The following is a 19,841-nucleotide window of genomic DNA, read 5'->3' on the forward strand; positions in this document are numbered from 1 at the left end:
TCGATGGATGGGTCGATGGATGGGTCGATGGACACCGGGGTCGGCGAAACGGTCGCGCGGGTCCGGGAGTTCAACCGGGACTACACGCGCCTCATCGGCGCCCTCGACTACGAGCACCGCCTCGGCACGCCCCACTCGCTGCCCGAGGCCCGGGTGCTGTACGAGCTGGCGCGCGGCGAGAGCACCCCCGTGGGGGCGCTGCGGCGGCGGCTCGACATGGACCCTGGCCAGCTCAGCCGCCTTCTCGCGCGCGCCGAGCGGGCGGGCCTGGTGTCACGCGAGCGGGACCCCGACGACTCGCGCCGCCAGCTGGTGCGCCTGACCGGCGAGGGGCGCGGCGCCGCCGACCTGCTGGAAACGCGTTCGGCGGCGGCGGTCGGGGCCCTGGTCGAACGGCTGAGCCCGGCCGAACGGGCGCGGCTGACCGCCGCGTTGACAACGGTCGAGCGGCTGCTCGACCGGGCGCCGGGGCCGCGCCCCGCGTCGTTCACGCTGCGGGAGCCCGGGCCGGGCGAGCTCGGCTGGGTGATCCAGCGCCATGGCGTGCTCTACCCGGCGGAGTACGGGTGGAACGACGCGTTCGAGGTGCTCGTCGCCGAGGTCGTCGCGCGGTACGCCCGCGCGCACGACCCGGCGCGCGAGCGGGCGTGGATCGCCGAGCACGAGGGGGAGCCGGTGGGCTCGGTGTTCTGCGTGGCGGACTCCCCCGACACGGCGCGGCTGCGGCTGCTGCTGGTCGAGCCGGGCGCCAGGGGCCTCGGCATCGGGCGGGCGCTCGTCGCGGAGTGCGTGCGGTTCGCCCGCGAGGCGGGGTACGTGCGGATGGTGCTGTGGACGAACGCCGTCCTCACCGGCGCGCGGCGACTGTACGAGGCGGAGGGGTTCGGACTGGCGTCCGGCGAGCGGCACCGGATGTTCGGCCCGGAGGAGACGGGCGAGGAGTGGGTCCTGTCGTTGACCCCATGAACGGCCGGTGGCGGGTACACCCCCGCGGGTCCGCTGTGGCGCGCCACGCCGCGTACGGCCGGTTCGCCCCGTGCGGCCCGGCCTCCGGCCGGGGACGTGTTTCCCCACCCACCCACCCTTCCCCGCCTCCGGCGGGACCAACGGCCTCACGGCCGGAAGTGGCCCGCCCCGGGCAGGGATGACCGCCTCACGGCCGAGCGTGCCCCCCGCTCGAACAGGCAACGCCGCAGCAGGCCGCAGGCCGCCCCCGGCGGGGATGACCGCCCCATGGCCGGGCGCGGCCCGGCCCCCCGCGCGGCCGCCGCGCCGTTGGAGCGAGCCGCAGGCTATTCGGGCTTCTGGGTTTCCAACGCCGTCTCCGCGCGGGAGAGAATCTCCGTCACCATCAGGCCGAAGTGCGCGTCGCACGCGTGGGGTTCGCCCGTTCTCGCCGCCGTCAGCAGCGCGTCGAACGCGCGCATGAACGGGCGCACCGCCCCGCCGTCGCCGCGTTCGGGCAGCGTCGAGATGCCCGCGCTGCCCCGCAGCTCCGCCGTCACCGACGCCGCCTGCGGCGGCACCGTGTGGGTCAGCGTCAACGTGCTCGACGCCCCCGACGCGTGCCGCAGCACGACATGCACCAGGTCGCCGGGGCCCCGCGCCGCCGTCACGCCCGCGACCTCGCCGAGCGGCGGAAGCAGCAGCGACAGCGCGTGCGGGCCCACGTCCCACAGCGCGCCACGCTCCTCGCGCCACGGCGAGATCCCCACCGGCCGCTCCCCGCCCCCGAAGATCGGCGAGAACCAGTCGGCCCGCCCCGTCACCCACCCGTCGGTCGCGCTCTGCGCCGCCACCCACGCCGCCGTCTCGGGCGCGAACCGCAGTGTGAAAAAGACCACCGACGCCACACCCGCCGCCGTCACCGCGCCCGCCAGCTCCCTGGCCGCGATCACCGACGTGGCCACCGGCTTGTCCAGCAGCAGATGGCAGCCCGCCGCCGCGGCCCGCACCGCGAGGGGCGCCTGCACGTCGGGAGGCAGCGCGAACGCCACCGCCTCGCAGTCCGCGAACAGCGCGTCGGCGCTCTCGTACGCCCTGGTGTCGAGGCCGTCGGCCAGCTCGGCCGCGGCGTCGGGTCGGCGGCCCCACACGCCGACCAGCTCCGCCTCCGGGTGCTCCATCAGGGCCGGGCCCTGCGTGGCCTGGGCCCAAGGGCCGGTACCGAGCAGACCGATTCTCATCGTTCGGGGCCTCTCTCACTGATCCACCGGATCGATTGGTCAGATGATCCTAAGCCGCAACCAGTGGTGTACTCAGATACACCACCACACGGTGCCGCGACCCCCGTGACGCGCGGGCGCGGAAGGCAGCAGACTGTGACCAACACCGGACTAGAAAGGTCGTCGGATGAACGAGCATCGGGTACGGGACGCCCTGCTGGCGGGCGCCCAGGGGCTACTGCTCTCGCTGCTCGCCCTCGGCGTCTCCCTTCTCCTCTTCATTCTCTTCGTCATCTCCCTCGCCTTCGTCGTCCTGGGCATCGGCCTGTTCACGACGCCCGTGATCGTCGACGCGATCCGCGCGCACGCCGACCAGCGCCGCACGTTCTCCCTCGCCTGGTGCGGCATCGCCATCCCCGCGGGCGGCCACAGGCCCGAGCCGCGGCACCCGCGCCGCGGGCTCGCGGGGCAGGTCGAGCGCACCGTGCACATGCTCAAGGACCCGACCACGTGGCGGGACGCGGGCTGGCTCTTCATCGACGCCGTCGCGGGCTTCATCACCGCGATCCTGCCGCCGGGGCTGCTGCTGTTCGGCCTGGAGGGCCTGGTCCTCGTGGCGGGCGTCTGGGTGCCGATCGCCGACGCCACCGGCACCTACTGGTACGGGATCGTGCCGATCGACTCGTGGTTCACCGCCACCCTCGGCGGGCTCACCGGCGTCGGCTACATCGCCGCCTCGCTCCTCTTCGGCCGCCACCTGCTGCGCGTCCACTTCCTGATGACCCGCGCCCTGATCGGCGCCTCCGAGAAGCGGCTGCTCGCGCAGCGCGTCGCCCGACTCACCGAGACCCGGCACGACGCCCTGGACAACTCCGCGGCCGAGCTGCGCCGCATCGAACGCGACCTGCACGACGGCGCGCAGGCCAGGCTGGTCGCCATGGGCATGAGCCTGGGCACCGTCGAGGCGCTCATCGAGAAGGACCCCGAGCAGGCCAAGCGGATCCTCGCCCAGGCCAGGGAGAACTCCGCGGAGGCGCTGTCCGAGCTGCGCGACCTCGTGCGCGGCATCCACCCGCCCGTGCTGGCCGAGCGCGGCCTGGGCGACGCGGCCAGGGCCCTGGCGCTGCGCATGCAGTTCCCCGTCGAGGTGGACGTGGAGCTGCCGGGGCGCCTGGAGGAGCCGGTGGAGTCGGCCGCGTACTTCGCGATCAGCGAGGTGCTGACCAACGCCGCCAAGCACGCCGCGGCCGAACGCGCCTGGCTCGACATCTACTACAGCCGCGAGGACCGCACCCTGCGCATCGCCATCACCGACAACGGCCGCGGCGGGGCCAACCCCGAGGGCGGCAGCGGGCTGCGCGGCCTGGAGCGGCGGCTCGGCGCGTTCGACGGCGTCCTCGCCGTCTCGAGCCCCGTCGGCGGGCCCACCCTCGTCACCATCGAGATCCCCTGCGCGGAGGCCCCCAGCCTGCGCTGACCCCGCCGCGCCCCCGCCCACCGCCGCACGACCGCGGGACGACCGGTAATCGCCCCCGTGACGTCACCTGCCCGATCCCCAACTCGCGTACGATTTCGCCTCGTTGATCTCCCCCACCCGGACCGGCCAGGACCGGCCGGTCGACGAAGGCGGCATCGATGAGTCCCTCAGGCAGACTGGCTGCGGGCGCGGCGACCCTGGCGACCGCGGCCTTGCTCACCACCGTCCTCCCCTCCCCCTCCCAGGCGGCCGACCCCGCCGCCCTGGCCTACTCGGGCACCACGTCGGTCGGCGTGCACAACGCCTATCTGACCGAGACGTACCCGTACCTCGCCGACGCCCTCGACTCGGGCGCTGGCATGCTGGAGCTCGACGTCTGGACGAACTTCTTCGGCGGCGACTGGCGGGTCGCGCACGACAACCCCTTCGCCAACGTCAACAACTGCGCCGACGCCACCTCCCCCGACGACCTGCGCACCGGACCGGTCAACGCCAACCTCGCGGGCTGCCTCGACGACCTGCGCGTCTGGCACGACGCCAACCCCGGCCACCGCCCCATCCAGATCAAGATCGAGTTCAAGGACGGCTTCGCGGACAACCTCGGCCGCGGACCCGCCGCGTTCGACACCCTGGTGCGCGAGAAGCTGGGCGACGCCGTCTACGGCCCCGGCGACCTGATCGGCTCCCACGCGACGCTCGACGAGGCCGTCCAGGCCGGTGGCTTCCCGACCCGCGACGAGCTGGCGGGGAAGTTCCTCATCCACCTCATCCCCGGCACGGTCGAGGAGAACAACCCCCTCGACCAGCTGTGGACCGACGAGGAGTACGCCACCCATCTGCGGGACTCCGCCGCGGACGGCACCCTCGCGTCCACCACGGCGTTCCCCGCGGTCCACGGCGCCGAGGCGGGCGACCCGCGCACCGCGCGCTACGACGCGTCGCTGCGCCCGTGGTTCGTGGTCTTCGACGGCGACGCCGCCACGTTCGTCGGCGGCTCGATAGACACCGGCTGGTACACCGCGCGGAACTACCTCGTGGTCATGACCGACGCGCACAACGTGCCGCCCGCCATCGACCCCGTGTCCCCGACCGAGCAGCAGGCGCTCGCCCGGGTCGCCGAGCTGGCCGCCGACGGCGCGAGCGTCGTCAGCTCCGACTGGCACACGCTGCCCAGCGTCCTCGCCACGGTCCTGCCGCGCGGCTGAGCTGCTCCCCTTTCGGGGCTAGGCTGAACGCAGCACCTCGGGGAGACCGGAAAAGAGACGGAGTACAACCGTGCGCGTTGTTCTGGCCGAAGACCTCTTCCTCCTCAGGGACGGTCTCGTCCGGCTCCTGGAGGCCCACGACTTCCAGATCGCCGCCGCCGTGGACAACGGGCCCGGGCTCAGCAGGGCGCTGGCCGAGCTGAAGCCGGACGTCGCCGTCGTCGACGTCCGGCTGCCCCCGTCGTTCACGGACGAGGGCCTCCAGTGCGCGCTCCAGGCCCGCCGCGAGCAGCCGGGCCTCCCGGTGCTGGTGCTGTCGCAGCACGTCGAGCAGCTGTACGCGCGCGAGCTGCTCGCCGACGGGAACGGCGGCGTCGGCTATCTGCTGAAGGACCGGGTGTTCGACGCGGAGCAGTTCATCGACGCGGTCCGCAGGGTCGCCGCGGGCGGCACCGCGATGGACCCGCAGGTGATCCAGCAGCTCCTGGCCCAGCGCGGCGGCCAGAACTCCCCGTTGGAGCGGCTGACTCCACGCGAGGTGGAGGTCATCGAGCTGATGGCACAAGGGCGTTCGAACGCCGCGATCGCCGAACGCCTGGTCGTCACGGAGCGCGCGGTGGCGAAGCACACGTCCAACATCTTCACCAAGCTGGGCCTCCCCCCCTCGGACGACGACAACCGCCGCGTCCTGGCAGTCCTCGCCTACCTGGAACGGTAGCCGCTGCGCTGGCCCCGACGCGCACAAACGTCTGTCTTGACGTACGTGGAAACGAACGAAACCCGCACGCGCAAAAAAACTTGTCTTGACGTGCACGAGAGCGAAACCCGCACCCGCCCGACGGCAAGCGCCACGAGCGCGGGCCCGCGCAAAAAACCTGCTCTGACCGGCACCACAACACGACCCGCACCCGCCCGACGGTAAGTGTCACGGGCGCGGACACGCGCAAAAAATCCTGCTCTGACGTGCACCACGACGAAACCCGCACCCGGCCGGCGGCACCAAGCACCGACCACGGTGGCCACCGTTCGTAACCCCGGCAAGGGGCAACTCGTTCTGCCGGTGTGTCTGTCAGCGATGTGGCTTCTCAAGACGTGGGCGCGCGTGCGCTCGACGCGCACTATCCGCGGCTCGTGCGCCTCGGCTATCTCGTGCTGCCGGGGTCGGGCGGGCGCCACCGGCGCGTCCTTTCCGCGCATGCCGTCGTGCAACGCGCCCTGCCTCGCGACGCGTTGAACGCGTCGGGCGCCTCGCCCGCCCTGCCCGCGCAGCGGGACGGCGACCCCGGCTACGACCGGCTGCGGCAGCGGGTGCTCGGCGCCGCCCTCGACGCCGCGCGCCCAGGCCGCTTCCGTCGGCTGCCCAAGGCGCCCCATGCGCTGCCGCGGGTCATGGGCCTCCGGCTGCTCCCACGCGGCGGCGAGGACGCCGAACTCCCCCTGGAACAACGCCTGTCCGCCCTCACCCCCACCGCCCGCGCCGCCTATGCGCTGCGCCGCGTCGACGGCCTCGGCGAGGCCGCCGTGCGGCGGCTCCTGCTGGCCGCGGGGGTGTCCGAGCAGGCGGCCAGGGCGGCGGTCAAGGCCGCGGCCGCGCTGCCGGACGACGCGCCGCTCGCCGACCCGTGCGCGCTCACCGCCGAGCCCACCGACCTGGCGCGCCGCCGCCGCGCGGGCCGCGTCGCGCTGGCCGCGGGTGCGGCGCTCGCCCTGGCTGCGGGCGCGCTCGCCGTCCTGCCCGAGGGGTGGGGCCCCGACGGCGCCGCCGCGCCGCCCTACGCCGAGAACGAGGCCGCCGAGGCCGCCCTCGACCCCGCCGCGCTGCGCGCGGTCGCCCCCGACGCGTGGCGCTCCGCCGACCGCACCGACTTCTCCGTCTGGCCGACCCGCGGCTCCGCGCTCGACGACGCCGCGCTGCTGCGCCGCGCGCTCGCCGTGTGGGCCAGGCCGGGCCAGGACGTGTCGGTCTCCGCGACGCCAGGCACCCAGACGGGGCCCGCGCCCGGGCCCGCCCAGCTGCTCTACGCCGGGGAGGTCGGCGGCTCCTCCGTGGTGCTGCTGTACGACGGGCTGCGGGTGGCGCGTTACGCCGAGCCATCGGGCGCCCAAGGCGGCGGCGTGGCACTGGACTTCGCGCGCGCCGACGGGGCCGACCTCATCGGCGCCTCGGCCGTGGTGCTGGGCCGCGAGGACGGCAACACCCGCTATCTGACCGCCCCTTGGGTCTCGGAGGCGGCCATGTCCGACCTGGCGGACGCCGCGGACGAGCCCGCCGACGTCGCGATCGACGAGGACGGGGTGACCGACGCCGTGCGCACCGGCGCCGGGACCGATCCGGCGCGGTGCGACGCCTACCCCGTGCTCGAACTCACCGCGCGCGGCGCCGACTCCGCCTACCGGATGGCCGATCTCGGGGAGCTGCTCCCGGCGTTGCTCACCCTGGGCGACCCGGGTGGCGCGCCGGGCGCGGGGGCGGACGCCGCGGCGCGCGAGGGCTGGGCGCGGATCGCGTGCCACCTGCCCGCGCTCGGCGCGGGCGGCGTGCGGGCGGTCAACGCCTGGGAGTTCGCCTCGCTCGACCTGCCCGACGCGGCGGGCACGGGGCGTTGGCTCTGCACGCGCGCGGAGACCTGGCGCGGCACGGGCAGCAAGGCGCTGGCGCAGTTCGTGCCGCCGCCGACGCGGCCGGGCGAGCCCGGCGTGGTGACGGCGGCGGCCGAGGACACCCCGGCCTGCGGGCCCCGTGACCCGCGGGTGCTCAGTGGGGTCATGTGGCGTTCCCCCGCGGGGAGTTGGTATCTGGTCGCGGGGGGAAGCGAGCAGGTCGTGGCCATCGAGGCCGATGGCGAGGTCACCGGGCGGGCCGAGGGCCCCACGGCCGTGCTGCCCGCGTCGGAGGGCGCGACGGCCGACCTGGTCGGCGAGCTCGCGGACGGCGGCGAGCTGCCCATGCTGGGCTAGCGCTGCCCCAGGACCCCCCGGAACCCCTCGGCGGGTGGCCGCGTCACAGGGCCATGAGGAAACGAGCATTGCTGGGCGTGGTCCCCGCCGTGCTGTTGTTCACCGCGTGCGGCGACGAGGGCGGGTCCGACCCGGCGCGGGGCGACGCGCCGCCCGAGAACCCCCCTCCCGTCGACCAGGAGTACCGGGCCTCTGGCACGGTGCTCCAGTCCCCCGACCACGGCCCCGTGCTGTGCGCGGGGGTCGCGGAGTCCTTCCCGCCGCAGTGCGGCGGCGGCGTCGAGCTGGCGCGGTGGGACTGGGACGCGGTGGAGGCGGCGTCGGAACAGGGCACCACCTGGGGAGATTTCGAGCTGACGGGAACGTGGGACGGCGAGACGTTCACGGTCACCGGGACAGGGCCGCCGTCGAGACCGGCGGAGTGGCCCGCGGCGCCCGCGCCCGACGAGCCGGGCGGCGGCGACCGGGCGGGGCGGGACCCGGAGGAGCTGGCGGACATCCAGCGGGACCTCACGGAGGACTTCCCCGACGACGTGCTGTCGTCGTTCCCCGACGAGGAGCAGGGTGTGGTCCAGGCCGATGTGGTGCTGGCGACGCCCGAGCTGCGGGAGACGGTCGACGAGCGCTTCGGCGAGGGCGCCGTGGTCCTCACCAGCTGGCTGATGCCGGTGTCCCCGGGGAGTTGACGGCGGCGCCGCCGTTGCCCCCCGGGGCGATCAGCGGGACGTCGGCGGCGAGGGCGGGGCTGCGGCGGCGCGTGCCTGGGCCGTCGAGCCCCTGACGACCAGCTCGCACTGGAAGACGAACTCGGTGGGGTGGGCCAGCGTGCCGCCGACCTCCTCGAGGAGGGCGTCCACGGCCGCGGCCGCCATGGCCCTGACCGGCTGGCGCAGCGTGGTGAGCGGCGGGTCGGTGAACGCGAAGATGTAGGAGTCGTCATAGCCGACGACCGAGACGTCGCGCGGCACGTCGAGCCCGCGCTGCCGCACCGCGCGGATCGCGCCGAGCGCGGTCATGTCGCTGCCGCACACGATGCCGGTGCAGCCCGCGTCGAGCAGCGCGGTGGCGGCCGCCTGGCCGCCCTCCACGCCGAACAGCGAGTGCCGCACCACCCCTTCGCCCCCCTCCGCGATCCCGGCCCCCTCGACCGTGAACTCCGCCTCCCTCCCCCCGATCTCCGCCTCCCTCCCCCCGATCTCCTCAAGGAACCCCGCGACCTTGCGCCGCACCGGCACGAACCGGTCGGGCCCGACGGCCAGGCCGATCCGCCGGTGGCCGAGCGCCCGCAGATGGCGCACGGCGATCCGGGTCGCCGCGGCGTCGTCGGGCGAGACGGAGGGCGCGCTGATCGCGGGCTGGAAGCCGTTGATCAGGACGAACGGCACGCCGCGCCCGGTGAGCCTGGCGTAACGCGCCGGATCCGCCGTGGTGTCGGCGTGCATCCCCGACAGGAAGATGATCCCGGTGACGCCCCGGTCGACCAGCTGCTCCACCAGCTCGTCCTCGGTCGCGCCGCCCGGGCTGCGGGTGCAGAGCACGGGCGTGTAGCCGCGCCCGGCCAGCAGCTGCTCGATGACCTGGGCGAACGCGGGGAATATCGGGTTGGTCAGCTCCGGGATCACCAACCCCACAAGACCCGCGCTGCGCTGCCGCAGCCGCGTCGGGCGCTCGTAGCCGAGGACGTCGAGGGCGGCGAGCACCTTCTGCCGGGTGGCCGCGGCGACGCCCGCCTTGCCGTTGAGCACGCGGCTGACGGTCGCCTCGCTGACCCGCGCCTGCGCCGCGATGTCCGCGAGGCGCGCGGGCCCGGCGTCCGTCACCGCGCCCCCTCGGACACGTCTCCGCGCGCGTCGTTCACAGGCTCTCCCACCACACCGTGCAATCCCCCGGCAGCACCCCGGGGTCGGGGAGCGGGGCGCTGGTGAGGAGGGCGCGGCCTGGCTCGGGGAGCAGGCCGGGGACGGGCACGGGGGTGGCGGTCGTGTTGACCGCGCACACCACGGCGGAGCCGTCCGCGCCGAGGCGGCGGAAGGCGAGGACGCCATCGGGCGCCGCCAGCCAGCGCACCGCGTCGCCCGCGCCCAGCGCCGCGTGCGCGCGCCTGGCGGCAAGCGCCGCGCGGTACAGCTCGAGGGTGGAGGCGGGGTCGCCGGTCTGGCGGGCGACCGAGAGCGTTGCCCACGTGGGGGGTTGGGGCAGCCAGCTGCCGCCGTCGCCGAAGCCGTAGGACGGGCCTTCCGGGGTCCAGGGGATGGGCACGCGGCAGCCGTCCCGCAGCCCGTCCTGCCCCTCGGCCTCGGCGCCACGCCGGAAGAACGCCGGGTCCTGGCGCGCCTCGTCGGGGAGGTCGGTGACCTCGGGCAGGCCGAGCTCCTCGCCCTGGTAGAGGTAGGCGGAGCCGGGCAGCGCGAGCATCAACAGCGTTGCGGCGCGGGCGCGTTCGAGGCCGCCGCCGAGGCGGGTGCGGTGGCGCACGACGTCGTGGTTGGACAGCACCCAGGTGGAGGGCGCGCCCACGGGCCGCATCGAGTCGAGCGAGGAGTCGATCGCCCCCCGCAACTCCTCGGCGTTCCACGGGGTGTTGAGATAGTGGAAGTTGAACGCCTGGTGCAGCTCGTCCGAACGGACGTACAGCGCCGTCCGGTCGGGGGTGGGGGTCCACGCCTCCGCGACGCCGATGCGCGGCGTGGGGTACTCGTCGAGGATCGTGCGCCACGAGCGGTAGATCTCGTGCACCCCGTCCTGGTCGAAGAACGGCAGGATGTCCGTTCCCAGCAGCCGCAGTTGACCCGGCTGCCCCATGTCGGGGAGCCCCGGGGCCTTGACGAGGCCGTGGGCGACGTCGATGCGGAAGCCGTCGACGCCCATGTCGAGCCAGAAGCGCAGGACGGAGCGGAACTCGTCGTGGACGGCGCGGTTGTCCCAGTTGAGGTCGGGCTGTTCGGGGGCGAAGAGGTGGAGGTACCACTCGCCCGGGGTGCCTTCGGGGTCGTCGACGCGGGTCCAGGCGGGGCCGCCGAAGATGGACTCCCAGTCGTTGGGCGGGAGTTCGCCGTGGGTGCCGCGTCCGGGGCGGAAGTGGTAGCGCTCGCGCAGGGGCGAGCCCGGGCCCTCGCGCAGGGCGCGCCGGAACCACTCGTGGCGGTCGGACGAGTGGTTGGGGACGAGGTCGGTGATGACCTTCAGGCCCAGGTGGTGGGCGTCGCGGATGAGGGCGTCGGCGTCGTGGAGGTCGCCGAACATCGGGTCGATGGCGCGGTAGTCGGCGACGTCGTAGCCCGCGTCGGCCTGGGGTGAGGCGTAGAAGGGGCTCAGCCACACGGCGTCCACGCCGAGTTCGGCCAGGTAGGGCAGCCGGGCGCGGATGCCCGCGAGGTCGCCCATCCCGTCGCCGTTCCCATCGGCGAACGAGCGCGGGTAGACCTGGTAGATGACCGCGTCACGCCACCACTCCGAGGGGGTGGCAGGAGACGTGGCGGGGGCCCCTGAGGGCTGGGCGCGGTCGGCGAGGTGCTGGGTCATGTCATCCCTGGGGTGATTCGGTCAGGCTTTGGTCGCGCCGGCGGTCAGCCCGGACTGGAGGTGGCGCTGCGCGTAGCCGAAGACGAGGATGGCGGGGACGGCGATGAGGACGGCCGCGGCCGTCATCAGGTGCCAGTCCTGGGTGTGCTGGTTGACAAAGGTCTGGAGGCCACCGGCCAGCGTGAGGTTCCGCTCGCCCGTCATGAACGCCGTGGCGAAGGCGACTTCGGCCCACGCCGTGACGAAGGAGTAGAACGCCGTGACGGCAAGGCCCGGCTTGGCCAGCGGCATGATCAGCCGCCAGAAGACGCCGAACGGGTTGAGCCCGTCGACCCGGCCCGACTCGTCGATGGCCACGGGGATGGTGTCGAAGAAGCTCTTCATCATCCACGCGCAGAACGGCACGGCGATCGTCAGATAGGTGACGACGAGGCCGACCGGCTGGTTGAGCAGCCCGTAGCGGGACATCAGGTTGTACAGCGGCACGATCAGCACCGCCATCGGGAACATCTGCGTGAGCAGCAGGGTCCACATCAGCGGGCGCATGCCGGGAAAGCGGAAGCGGCTGAGCGCGTAGCCGGTGGTGGACGAGATGAAGACGCCGATCACCGTCGTGGCGAGCACGATCACGACCGAGTTGCCGAACCACGTGAGGAACTCGGTGTCGTTGATGACGTGGTCGTAGTTGTCCAGCGTGAAGCCGGAGACCAGCGACCGCGTGAACGTGTCGGTCTTCGGCTTGAACGAGGTGACCAGCAGCCACAGCGGCGGGAACACCGCGATCGCCGCCGCCACGAGCAGCGTCGCGTGCAGGCCGATCGAGGCCGCGCGGGAACGCTCCCCGCGCCTTCGCTGCCGGGGCGCGCCGCGTCGGCGGGTCACGGTCGTGGTCGTGGTCGTGGCCCTGGTCGTGTCGTCGGTGGCCATCGTCACCACACCTCTCCCTGCTTGCGGAGTGCCCTGCGGTAGGAGATCGCGAAGAGGACGAGGAGCAGCAGGATCAGCACGCCCCACGCGGCCGAGTTGGCGAAGTCGCGCGGGCTCGCGGTGAAGGCCAGCCGGAACGCCTCGGTGACCAGGATGTCCGTGGACCCCGCCGGGCCGCCCCGGGTGAGCAGGAAGATCACCGGGAACATGTTGAACGTCCAGATCGTGCTGAGCAGCACCACCGTCATCGACACCGACCGCACGCCGGGCAGCGTGATGAAGCGGAAGCGCTGCCACGCGCTCGCCCCGTCCATCTCGGCCGCCTCGTACTGCTCGGCGGGGATCGACTGGAGCGCGCCCAGCATGGCGATGAGCATGAACGGCACGCCAAGCCAGACGTTGACGGCGATCACGGCGGCCTTGGCCCATGTGGGGTCGGACAGCCAGGCGATGCCGTCGATGCCGCGGCCCTCGAGAAGGCTGTTGAGAAGGCCGTTGCGCTCGTTGTAGAGCATCCGCCAGGCGAAGACGGACACGAACGCCGGGATGGCCCACGGCAGGATCAGGGCCATGCGGTAGGCGGTGCGCCCGCGGAACTGGCGGTTGAGCATGTTGGCGAGGGTCAGGCCGATGGCGAAGGTGATCGCCACACAGGCCACCGTCCAGACCACGGTCCAGCCCAGGCGGTCCCAGAAGGCGTCGTCGCCGAGGATGTCGACATAGTTGTCGAGGCCGATGAACTCATAGGTCGCCGGTATGGAGTTGACGCCGATCGTCCGCTCGACGTTGGCCTCGTCGGCGTCGGTCAGGGAGAGATAGACGCCCCTGACCAGCGGCCAGCCGATGATCGCGGTGATCACCAGGACGACGGGGGCGATCATCGCCCAGGCGTACCAGTGCGTGGAGAGGGCCAGGCGCAGCCGTCCCGGGCCGCCGCCCGCCCCGCGGCGGGGGCCGCGGGCGCGCTCGGCGCCCGTGGCCCCCGCCTCCGCCTCCCCGGGGGAGGCGATGGTGGGTGAGGTCATGGGGTGCCTCCCTTACTGCCAGTCCTCGAGGAGGTCGCGGAAGGCCTCGCCGGTGTCGGCCGCGGCCTCTTCGGGCGAGGCGGACCCGGTGAGCATGGCCTCGATGGACACCCGCAGCGGCTCGAACAGGGACTGCGCCTGCGGGATCCAGGGCCGCTCGTGGGCGATGTCGACGGCGGGCTTGAAGAAGCCGACCATCTCGTTCCCCTGCACCGCAGGGTCCTCGTAGACCGAGGCGCGCGTGGGCAGCAGGCTCAGCTCCTCGGTGATCCGCGTCTGGGACTCGACCGAGGACATGTACTTGACGAACTCGAACGACGCGTCGGCGTCCGGAGTCCCGGCGTACACCGCGTAGTTCCAGCCGCCGAGCGGCGAGCCCTGCGCCTGGCCGCCCGCCGGGACCGGGGCCACGCCCAGGTCCTCGCCGAGCGCGGCGGTGGCGTCCGCGATGGCCCAGGGGCCGTTGATCATCATGGCGACGTCGCCGTTGCCGAACGCCGACATCATGTTCTCCCAGCCCTCGCTGGTGTCGGTGATCGCGGCGCCCGAGTCGATGAGGCCCTGCATCGTCTCGAACGCGGCCACCCCGGCGGCGTTGTCGACCGTGACCTCCTGGGCGTCGGCGTCGACCAGGTCGCCGCCCTCGCCGTAGAGGAACGGCAGGAACCAGTACGGGTCGTCGCCGCGCACATACAGCGGCGTGACGCCGTCCTCGTCGAACGCGCCTGTGGACGCCTCGACGTCGGCGAGCGACGCGGGCACCTCGACCCCGGCCTGGTCGAGCAGCGCCTGGTTGTAGAAGAGGGCGAGGGTGTCGGTCACCTGGGGGACCGCGAAGGTCTCGCCCTCGTACTGGGTGGAGGCCCACGGGGTGGGCAGGAAGTCCTCCTGGTCCTCCAACGCCGCGGTGTCGTCCAGCGGGTAGAGGTAGCCGAGGCTCGCGAAGTCGGCCACCCAGGCGACCTCGGTGCGCATCACGTCGGGGGCCTCGTTCGCGCCCGCCGCGTTCTTGAAGCGGTTCTGCGCGTCGTCGAAGCCGACGTTCACGTAGTCGACCGTCACGCCGGGGTGCAGCTCCTCGAAGTCCGCCGCGACGGCCTCGAACACCTCCGCCTCGGTCTCGTTCGAGGTGTCCCAGTAGGTGACGGTGCCCGACAGCTCGCCGTCACCGCCTCCGCCGCCACCCCCGTCCCCGTCGTCTCCGCCGCAAGCCGTTGCCGCAAGAGCCAGCACGGCAACCACGGCCGTCGTTCCTATGCTGCGCCGCATGTGAACTCCTTCAAGCCTTACGCCCGATACAGGGGTGTTTGTCCACCCTATGCGCCGCACCGCTGCGGCGCCGGACTGGGCAGGAACGTAACAGCGCTGCCATACTTTGGAAAGACCTTGCGGCAAATTGCTGCAAGACTGAGTCCATGCACGAGTCGCTCCTCGAAATTCATACATTCCGGTACGTTTCTCAGCCTCTGGTGGGCAGCGTCACCGGTGACCGGTAAGGTCCCGAACTGTGACCGCACGGCTTGCTGACATCGCAGCCCAGGCGGGGGTCAGCGAAGCGACCGTCAGCCGTGTGCTCAACGGCAAGCCGGGAGTCGCCGCCGCCACCCGCGAATCCGTCCTGACGGCGCTCGACCTCCTCGGCTACGAGCGCCCCGCCCGACTCGTCAAGCGCAGCGCGGGACTTGTGGGCCTGATCACCCCCGAGCTCGAGAACCCCATCTTCCCCGCGTTCGCCCAGGTGATCTGCCAGGCGCTCACCCGCCAGGGATACACCCCGGTGCTCACCACCCAGACCCCGGGCGGCTCCACCGAGGACGAGCTGACGGCGATGCTGGTCGAGCGGGGCGTCTCGGGCATCATCTTCATCTCGGGCCTGCACGCCGACACCAGCGCGGACATGGAGCGTTACGAGCGGCTGCGCGGCTTCGGTGTCCCGTTCGTCATGATCAACGGCTTCTCCCCCAAGGTCCGCGCCCCCTTCGTCTCGCCCGACGACCGCGCGGCCATGCGACTGGCCGTCACCCACCTGGTGTCGCTCGGCCACCGGCGCATCGGCCTCGCGCTCGGCCCGGCCCGCTTCGTCCCGGTGCGGCGCAAGGTCGAGGGCTTCCTCGCGGGCCTTGCCGAGGAGCTGCGCGTCAAGGAGTCCGAGGCGCGGCGCCTGATCGAGCACTCGCTCTACACCCTGGAGGGCGGCCAGGCCGCCACCACCGCGCTGCTCGAACGCGGCTGCACCGCCGTCGTCTGCGCCAGCGACATGATGGCGCTCGGCGCGATCCGCGCGGCCCGCCAGCGGGGCCTGAAGGTCCCGGAGCACTGCTCGGTCATCGGCTTCGACGACTCCCCGCTGATCGCGTTCACCGATCCGCCGCTCACCACGATCCGCCAGCCCGTCCCCGCGATGGGCCAGGCCGCGGTGCGCGCGCTGCTCGAGGAGATCGGCGGAACGCCGGCCCCGCACAGCGAGTTCATCTTTCTCCCCGAGCTGGTGGTCCGCGGCTCGACCGCCACCGCGCCGGTGATACAGAAGACATGACGGGGAGGCGCGTGACCTCGGGGTCACCCCTCGGGGGATGAGCCGGTGCCGTCGGCCGCGCGGATGACGGGCCCGGGGCGAAGACCAGACCGGAGGATGATCGGGCCGGTGTCAGTCCTCTGGCAAACTGTTCGCCCATGGGGGCAACAACCAGCGTCAGTTCGAAAGTGGAGCGAGTGGATCCGGCACGACCCGTGACCGGCCGCGACAACGGTGCGGCACCCCCGAGACGCCTCGGCTCGCTGCGGCGGCCCCGGCGGCCCAGGGTCTGGTTCGAGCTGATGCTCATCGCCATCAGCTACCTGGTCTACTCGCTGATCCGCAACGCCGCCCCCCTCCGCGAGGACCAGGCGCAGTCCCACGCCCGTTGGATCTGGGAGCTCCAGGGCTCCCTCGGCCTCGACTTCGAGCTGGCGCTCAACAAGGCGGCGGCGGGCGTCACCTGGCTCATCGTCGCGATGAACTACTACTACGCGACGCTGCACTTCATCGTCACGATCGTCGTGCTGGTCTGGCTGTTCCGCAGCCACCCCGGGCGGTACGGCGCGACGCGCCTGGTGCTGTTCGCGACCACGACCGTCGCCCTGCTCGGGTACTACTTCTACCCGCTGGCCCCGCCCCGCCTGATGGACGGGATGGACTTCATCGACACCGCGGCCGTTCACCAGACCTGGGGGTCGCTGTCCGCCGAGGACAGCGCGATGGCCTCCGTGTCCAACCAGTACGCCGCGATGCCGTCGATGCACATCGGCTGGTCGCTGTGGTGCGGCATCACCATCGCCGTGCTGGCAGGGCCGCTGTGGGTCAAGCTCCTCGGGGCGCTCTACCCCGTGCTCACGCTCGTGGTCATCATGGCCACGGCGAACCACTTCTGGCTCGACGCGGCCGGGGGCATGGTCTGCCTGGCCTTCGGGTTCGCGGTGGCCTCCCTGTGGTACGGCAGGCAGTGCTACCGGCTGCCGCGCCACGTCCCGTCGGAGGACGCGCCTCGACCCGAGTAGGGATCAGCCCTCGTAGAACAGCCGCTCGACGACCGTGCGGGCGCGGCGGGTGGTGCGCCGGTAGTCGTCGAGCATCCGGCCGACCGTCCCCGGCTCGTACCCCAGATAGCGCGCCACGGCCGCCGACTCGCGGGCGTCGGCGGGGAACGTGTCCTGCGGGCGCGCGCGCACCAGCATCACGGCGTTCCGCACGCGCGAGGCCAGCACCCACGCCTCGTCGAGCACCTCGGCGTCCTCCGCGTCGAGCAGCCCCGCGCCCACCGCGGCGGCGAGCGCCCCGCGGGTGCGGGTCGTGCGCAGCGCCTCGACCTCGTGGGCGTGGCGCAACTGGAGCAGCTGAACGGTCCACTCGACGTCGCTGAGCCCGCCCCTGCCCAGCTTGGTGTGCAGGGTGGGGTCGGCGCCGCGCGGCAGGCGTTCGGCCTCCATCCTGGCCTTGAGCCGCCGGATCTCGCGGATCGCGTCCTGGTCGAGGCCGCCCACGGGATAGCGCAGCGGGTCGATCAGCTCGGTGAACCTCCGGCCGAGGTCCGCGTCGCCCGCCACCGGCTCGGCGCGCAGCAGCGCCTGGCTCTCCCACACGAGCGACCAGCGGCGGTAGTAGGCGGCGTAGCTGGTGAGCGAGCGGACCAGCGGGCCGTTCCTGCCCTCGGGGCGCAGATGCGTGTCGACCAGCAGGGGCGGGTCGATGCTGGGGAGTTGGAGCAGCCGGATCATCTCGTTGGCGATGGCCGAGGCGGCCTCCGCCGCGGCGCGCTCGTCGGCGCCTTCGGCGGGCTCGTGGACGAGGACGACGTCGGCGTCGGAGCCGTAGCTCAGCTCGTGCCCGCCGAAGCGGCCCATGGCGATGACGGCGAGCCGTGCGGGCGGCGGCCGGTGGCCGATGGCGGCCGTGGCGGCGGTGAGGGCGCCGCGGAGGGTGGCGGCGTTGAGCGCGGTGAGGGCCGAGCCGACGCGGTCGAGGGCCTGGCCAGGGGCCTCGTGCGGGGCCACGTCGGGGGCGTAGGCGCCGACGATGTCGGCCGCGGCGGTGCGGAACAGCTCGCGGCGGCGCACCCCTCGGGCCACCGCGACGGCGCTCTCGGCGGTGTCGGCGCGGCCGACGGCGGCCTGGATCTCCTGGGCGAGGGCGGCGGGCGGGCGGGGCGCGAGTCCCTCGGCCGCGCCGAGCAGGGCGACGGCCTCGGGGGCGCGCAGCAGCAGGTCGGGGGCCAGGCGCCCGGCGGACAGGACGCGCGCGAGGTTCTCGGCGGCGGCGCCCTCGTCGCGCAGCAGCCGCAGATACCAGGGGCTGGTGCCGAGCGCGTCGGACACCTTGCGGAAGTTGAGGAGCCCGGAGTCGGGGTCGGCCGAGTCGGCGAAGCTGGCCATGAGGACGGGCAGCAGGGTGCGTTGGATGGCGGCCTTGCGGGTGACGCCCGAGGCGAGCGCGGAGAGGTGGCGCAGGGCGGCGGCGGGGTCGGCGAAGCCGAGCGCGACGAGCCGCTCCTTCGCGGCGTCCTGGCCGAGCCGCAGCTGCCCCGCGTCGAGGCGGGCGACGGCGTCGAGCAGCGGCCGGTAGAACAGCTTCTCGTGCAGGCGGCGGACGCCCGCGGTGTGGCGGCGCCAGGCGGCGGTCAGCTCCTTGACGGGCTCGCCCGCGAAGCCGAGCGAGCGCCCCAGGCTGCGCAGCTCGGCCTCCTCGGTGGGCATCAGGTGGGTGCGGCGCAGGCGGCGCAGCTGGATGCGGTGCTCGACGGTGCGCAGGAAGCGGTAGGAGGCGTCGAGCGACGCGGCGTCCTGGCGGCCGACATAGCCGCCCGCGGCGAGCGCGGCCAGCGCGTCGAGGGTGCTCGAGCCGCGCAGCTCGGGGTCGGTGCGGCCGTGGACGAGCTGGAGGAGCTGCACGGCGAACTCGACGTCGCGCAGGCCACCGGGGCCCAGCTTCAGCTCGCGTTCGGCCTGGGCGGCCGGGATGGAGCTCTCGACGCGGCGGCGCATGCGCTGCACGTCCGACACGAAGTTCTCGCGCTCGACGGCCTGCCACACCAGCGGGGCCACGGCGGCGGCGTACTCCGCGCCGAGCGCCTCGTCGCCCGCGACGGGGCGGGCCTTGAGCAGCGCCTGGAACTCCCAGGTCTTGGCCCAGCGCCGGTAGTACGCCAGGTGGCTCACGAGGGTGCGGACCAGCGGGCCGTTCCTGCCCTCGGGGCGGAGGTTGGCGTCCACGGGCCAGATGGTGCCCTCGGCCGTGGTGTCCGAGCAGATCCGCATCAGGTGGGCGGCCAGGCGCGTGGCGGCCTGGAGCGCGGGGCCCTCGTCGGCGCCGTCGGCGGGCTCGGCGACGAAGATGACGTCCACGTCGGAGACGTAGTTCAGCTCGCGGCCCCCGCACTTGCCCATGCCGATGACGGCGAGGCGGCACGCGGCGTCGTCGTCGGGGGCCGCCGCGGCGGCGATCCGCAGGGCGGCGCGGAGCGTCGCGGTGGCCAGGTCGGCCAGCTCGGCGGCGGTCTCGGCGACGTCGGTGGTGCCGGTGATGTCGCGCGCGGCGATGGTCAGCAGGGCGCGGTGGTAGGCGACGCGCAGTCCGTCGGGGTCGGCGGCGTCGGCCAGGGCCGCCTCGAACTCCTCGGTGCCCGGGTGCAGATCGGCCGTCTCGAACGCGACGAGGGCCCGCCACTCGGCGGGGTGGCGGACGAGGTGGTCGGCGAGCCCGTCGGAGGCGCCGAGCACGGCGAGCAGCCGGTCCCGCAGCGGCTTGGCGGCCAGCAGGGTGTCGAGGAACGCGGCCCGTTCGCCGTCGGGCTGGGCCTCGGCCAGCCTGACCAGGGCGCCGAGGGCCGCGTCCGGGTCCGCGGTGGCCGCGAGCGCGTCGAGCAGCGGCCCGTCGGCGGCGGCCGACCGCAGCGCGGGAGCGTCGAGCAGCCGGGCCGCGTCGGTCGGGTCGGTGAACCCCCGCCGCAGCAGCTGCCCGAACCGGCTGTCCCGCCGCCCGCCCAACGGCACGCCGTCGCCCCCCTCCGCACTGATCTGTTCTGTGCTG

General features: G+C 73.5%; 15 protein-coding genes. 8 read left to right on the plus strand and 7 right to left on the minus strand.

All coding sequences use genetic code 11. From position 1 onward, the window contains the following. Positions 1-27 precede the first annotated feature (27 nt). Positions 28-966 carry a bifunctional helix-turn-helix transcriptional regulator/GNAT family N-acetyltransferase gene (locus tag D7318_RS05750; RefSeq protein ID WP_120696076.1) on the plus strand — a complete coding sequence of 313 codons (939 nt, stop codon included), beginning with the start codon at positions 28-30 and terminating at the stop codon, positions 964-966. A 326-nt stretch (positions 967-1,292) separates the two neighbouring features. On the opposite strand, the gene D7318_RS05755 is transcribed toward D7318_RS05750, so the two are convergent. Further along, entirely contained in the window at positions 1,293-2,186 is an 894-nt protein-coding gene (locus tag D7318_RS05755) for a Gfo/Idh/MocA family protein (protein ID WP_120695781.1), read from the minus strand. 166 nt (positions 2,187-2,352) lie between these two features. Here D7318_RS05755 and D7318_RS05760 point away from each other — a divergent pair, with 166 nt between their 5' ends. From D7318_RS05760 to D7318_RS05780, 5 genes are all read left to right on the plus strand, one after another. Further along, complete coding sequence (locus D7318_RS05760; RefSeq protein WP_120695782.1) at positions 2,353-3,642, plus strand: sensor histidine kinase; 1,290 nt, start codon at positions 2,353-2,355, stop codon at positions 3,640-3,642. Positions 3,643-3,800: 158 nt separating this feature from the next. Next, entirely contained in the window at positions 3,801-4,847 is a 1,047-nt protein-coding gene (locus tag D7318_RS05765; protein ID WP_120695783.1) for a phosphatidylinositol-specific phospholipase C domain-containing protein, read from the plus strand. Between the two features lie 70 nt (positions 4,848-4,917). Beyond that, complete coding sequence (locus D7318_RS05770; protein WP_113686617.1) at positions 4,918-5,565, plus strand: LuxR C-terminal-related transcriptional regulator; 648 nt, start codon at positions 4,918-4,920, stop codon at positions 5,563-5,565. 374 nt (positions 5,566-5,939) lie between these two features. Next, a complete protein-coding gene (locus D7318_RS32670; protein ID WP_183091283.1) occupies positions 5,940-7,805 on the plus strand; it encodes a hypothetical protein in 1,866 nt (621 codons plus the stop codon). 53 nt (positions 7,806-7,858) lie between these two features. Then, on the plus strand, positions 7,859-8,491 hold the full coding sequence (locus D7318_RS05780) for a hypothetical protein (protein WP_147437625.1): 633 nt from the start codon (positions 7,859-7,861) through the stop codon (positions 8,489-8,491). Between the two features lie 30 nt (positions 8,492-8,521). Here the strand turns inward: D7318_RS05780 and D7318_RS05785 are convergent, their stop codons facing one another. The 5 genes from D7318_RS05785 to D7318_RS05805 are packed head-to-tail and all read right to left on the minus strand — an operon-like array spanning position 8,522 to position 14,548. Beyond that, positions 8,522-9,625 carry a LacI family DNA-binding transcriptional regulator gene (locus tag D7318_RS05785; RefSeq protein WP_120695785.1) on the minus strand — a complete coding sequence of 368 codons (1,104 nt, stop codon included), beginning with the start codon at positions 9,623-9,625 and terminating at the stop codon, positions 8,522-8,524. 34 nt (positions 9,626-9,659) lie between these two features. Next, positions 9,660-11,327, minus strand: a complete 1,668-nt coding sequence (locus D7318_RS05790; RefSeq protein ID WP_120695786.1) for a glycoside hydrolase family 13 protein — start codon at positions 11,325-11,327, stop codon at positions 9,660-9,662. Between the two features lie 21 nt (positions 11,328-11,348). Continuing rightward, on the minus strand, positions 11,349-12,254 hold the full coding sequence (locus D7318_RS05795) for a sugar ABC transporter permease (RefSeq protein WP_120695787.1): 906 nt from the start codon (positions 12,252-12,254) through the stop codon (positions 11,349-11,351). A gap of 2 nt (positions 12,255-12,256) precedes the next feature. Then, complete coding sequence (locus D7318_RS05800) at positions 12,257-13,279, minus strand: carbohydrate ABC transporter permease (RefSeq protein WP_120695788.1); 1,023 nt, start codon at positions 13,277-13,279, stop codon at positions 12,257-12,259. Between the two features lie 12 nt (positions 13,280-13,291). Next, positions 13,292-14,548 carry an extracellular solute-binding protein gene (locus D7318_RS05805; protein WP_120695789.1) on the minus strand — a complete coding sequence of 419 codons (1,257 nt, stop codon included), beginning with the start codon at positions 14,546-14,548 and terminating at the stop codon, positions 13,292-13,294. Between the two features lie 238 nt (positions 14,549-14,786). On the opposite strand from D7318_RS05805, the gene D7318_RS05810 reads away from it, so the two are divergent. Together D7318_RS05810 and D7318_RS05815 are read left to right on the plus strand one after the other, a co-directional pair. Next, positions 14,787-15,815 carry a LacI family DNA-binding transcriptional regulator gene (locus tag D7318_RS05810; protein ID WP_120695790.1) on the plus strand — a complete coding sequence of 343 codons (1,029 nt, stop codon included), beginning with the start codon at positions 14,787-14,789 and terminating at the stop codon, positions 15,813-15,815. Between the two features lie 137 nt (positions 15,816-15,952). Continuing rightward, a complete protein-coding gene (locus D7318_RS05815; RefSeq protein WP_120695791.1) occupies positions 15,953-16,816 on the plus strand; it encodes a phosphatase PAP2 family protein in 864 nt (287 codons plus the stop codon). A 3-nt stretch (positions 16,817-16,819) separates the two neighbouring features. Here D7318_RS05815 and D7318_RS05820 read toward each other — a convergent pair whose 3' ends face one another. Then, entirely contained in the window at positions 16,820-19,804 is a 2,985-nt protein-coding gene (locus D7318_RS05820) for a bifunctional [glutamine synthetase] adenylyltransferase/[glutamine synthetase]-adenylyl-L-tyrosine phosphorylase (protein ID WP_120695792.1), read from the minus strand. Positions 19,805-19,841 lie beyond the last annotated feature (37 nt).

This window comes from Streptomyces radicis, from assembly GCF_003626575.1.
GTDB classification, from domain to species: domain Bacteria; phylum Actinomycetota; class Actinomycetes; order Streptomycetales; family Streptomycetaceae; genus Streptomyces; species Streptomyces radicis.

What these genes read in the sequence shown, in the direction of transcription:
- D7318_RS05750 (WP_120696076.1), top strand. Translation starts at nt 28, where the DNA reads ATGGACACCGGGGTCGGCGAAACGGTCGCGCGGGTCCGGGAGTTCAAC.
- D7318_RS05755 (WP_120695781.1), bottom strand. Translation starts at nt 2,186, where the DNA reads ATGAGAATCGGTCTGCTCGGTACCGGCCCTTGGGCCCAGGCCACGCAG.
- D7318_RS05760 (WP_120695782.1), top strand. Translation starts at nt 2,353, where the DNA reads ATGAACGAGCATCGGGTACGGGACGCCCTGCTGGCGGGCGCCCAGGGG.
- D7318_RS05765 (WP_120695783.1), top strand. Translation starts at nt 3,801, where the DNA reads ATGAGTCCCTCAGGCAGACTGGCTGCGGGCGCGGCGACCCTGGCGACC.
- D7318_RS05780 (WP_147437625.1), top strand. Translation starts at nt 7,859, where the DNA reads ATGAGGAAACGAGCATTGCTGGGCGTGGTCCCCGCCGTGCTGTTGTTC.
- D7318_RS05790 (WP_120695786.1), bottom strand. Translation starts at nt 11,327, where the DNA reads ATGACCCAGCACCTCGCCGACCGCGCCCAGCCCTCAGGGGCCCCCGCC.
- D7318_RS05795 (WP_120695787.1), bottom strand. Translation starts at nt 12,254, where the DNA reads ATGGCCACCGACGACACGACCAGGGCCACGACCACGACCACGACCGTG.
- D7318_RS05800 (WP_120695788.1), bottom strand. Translation starts at nt 13,279, where the DNA reads ATGACCTCACCCACCATCGCCTCCCCCGGGGAGGCGGAGGCGGGGGCC.
- D7318_RS05805 (WP_120695789.1), bottom strand. Translation starts at nt 14,548, where the DNA reads ATGCGGCGCAGCATAGGAACGACGGCCGTGGTTGCCGTGCTGGCTCTT.
- D7318_RS05815 (WP_120695791.1), top strand. Translation starts at nt 15,953, where the DNA reads ATGGGGGCAACAACCAGCGTCAGTTCGAAAGTGGAGCGAGTGGATCCG.